General features: G+C 62.8%; 3 protein-coding genes. 2 read left to right on the forward strand and 1 reads right to left on the reverse strand.

Annotated elements, in window-relative coordinates; all coding sequences use genetic code 11:
• Window positions 1-542 (forward strand): flavin reductase family protein (locus HX846_RS33165; RefSeq protein WP_178967044.1); only part of this gene is annotated, 542 nt, incomplete at its 5' end.
• Window positions 543-689: 147 nt separating this feature from the next.
• Here the strand turns inward: HX846_RS33165 and HX846_RS33170 are convergent.
• A complete protein-coding gene (locus tag HX846_RS33170) occupies window positions 690-1574 on the reverse strand; it encodes a LysR family transcriptional regulator (RefSeq protein ID WP_134325734.1) in 885 nt (294 codons plus the stop codon).
• A gap of 121 nt (window positions 1575-1695) precedes the next feature.
• Here HX846_RS33170 and HX846_RS33175 point away from each other — a divergent pair.
• The coding region (locus HX846_RS33175; protein ID WP_372242042.1) for an MFS transporter at window positions 1696-2069 on the forward strand (374 nt) is incomplete at its 3' end.

Consider the following 2069-nt stretch of genomic DNA (forward strand, 5'->3'; position numbering starts at 1 on the left):
CCAAGGCCTACCGCTTGCTCAACCACGGCCCGACCGTACTGGTCAGCGCCGCGCACAACGGCCAGCGCAACATCATGGCCGCGGCATGGGCGATGCCGCTGGATTTCGAGCCGCCCAAAGTCGCCGTCGTGCTGGATAAGGCCACCTGGACCCGGCAACTGCTCGAAGGCGCCGGCACTTTCGTGCTCAACGTACCGTGTGCGGCCCAGGCCGATATCGTGCAGACCGTGGGCAACACCACCGGCAGCGAGACCGACAAGTTCGCCGCATATGACTTGCAGACGTTCAGCGGCGAACACACCGAAGCGCCGATGCTTGAAGGCTGCGTGGCGTGGCTGGAATGCCGCTTGCTGCCGGAACCGCATAACCAGCAGACCTACGATCTGTTCCTCGCCGAAGTGGTGGCCGCCCAGGCTGATGAGCGCGTATTCAGCGACGGTCGCTGGCATTTCGAAGGGCAGGATGCGCTGCGTACCTTGCACCATGTGGCGGGCGGGCATTTCCTGACGATTGGTGAGCCGATTGATGGGCGACAGCTTTAAGCCCAGTGCCAATTCTTCCGGTACAGCCTGGTTTTGTGGNNTGGAGCGCGAAGCGGTCCCATTGTTTCCTGCCAATACACTTGGTCGGTAGATATACGACTGCTGCGCAGCCGAGCGGGAGCAAGCTCCCTCGCCACAAAGGTTGTGTTACCACTGGGTTTTGCTGAGCGCCTCGGCAAACGCCGTCAACTTCGGCGAGTACTGCCGCGATGGCGGATACACCAGCGATATCGCCCGACTGCGACCGGCAAATTCCTCCAGCAAGGGCACAAGGCGCCCGGCCGCCAGATCTTCCCGCACCGCAAAGTCCATCACCTGGGCGATGCCGAATCCGCCCAGCGCGCCGTCCACCAGCGCATCGCCGATATCAAAGATCAACCGCCCCTCGACACTCACGTCCTGCACCCTGCCATCGAGCATGAACTGCCAGTCCACCAGCCGGCTGGTGCGCAGGTTACGTACGGTCAGGCAATTGTGGTCCTGGAGTTCATCGACGGTTTGCGGCGTACCAAAACGCGCGAGATAAGCCGGGGAGGCGACGGTGACCCAGCGCAGCGGTGGCAGTGCCCGGGCGATCAGGCGTTGGTCCTGGATGTCGCCGGTGCGCAGCAAGGCGTCAAAGCCTTCGTCGACGATGTCCACCAGGCGGTCGGTCATTACCGCTTCAATGCGCAGATCGGGGTATTGCAGGGTCAGCTCGCCGATTACCGGCATCACCACCTTGCGGCCAAACAACGAGGGCGTGCTGATCTTCAGCAAACCGGACGGTGAGGCACGGCGGTCGAGCATTTGCCGCTCGGCTTCGGCCAGTTCCGCCAGCAGCGGCGCGCTGCGTTCATACAGCATCTGCCCGTCGGGCGTGAGGCTGACGCTGCGGGTGTTGCGTTGCAGCAGGCGCACACCCAGCTGGTTTTCCAGCCGGGAAATGGCCCGGGACAAGCCCGATTGGGTCAGCCCCAGGTCTCCGGCGGCGCGAGTGAAACTGCGGGTTTCGGCGACGCGCACCAGCAGGCGAACAGCATTCAGATCCATGATTAAAGTCATTACTGAAAGAGTGATAGGGGTATTTATCATCTGTTGGGCATGAAAGAAACTGGCGCCTCTCATTTTCAGGCAGGACGCTGTGATGTCTTCTTCTCGACCCTCTGGCTGGATGCTGTTGCTGCTGGCAACCGCGCAACTGATCATCGCCCTCGACGCGACCATTGTGTTTGTCGCGCTGCCGCAAATCGGCAGCCACCTGGGGTTTTCTGCCCAGCAATTGCAGTGGGTGGTCAGTGCCTACAGCGTGGCGTTTGGTGGCTTCCTGTTGCTGGGCGGTCGGGCGGCGGACCTGTTGGGCAAGCGGCGCTTGTACATGCTTGGCCAGTCGCTGTATGCGCTGTCTTCCCTGGCGGCGGTGCTCGGTGGCAGCGCCTTGCTGCTGGTGCTGGCGCGGGCGGTGCAGGGTGTGGGCGGGGCGCTGTTGTTCCCGGCCACGCTGGCGCTGATCAACACCCACTACGCCGAAGGGCCCGCGCGTAATCG

Source organism: Pseudomonas sp. K5002 (genome assembly GCF_013386655.1).
Classification (GTDB): Bacteria; Pseudomonadota; Gammaproteobacteria; order Pseudomonadales; family Pseudomonadaceae; genus Aquipseudomonas.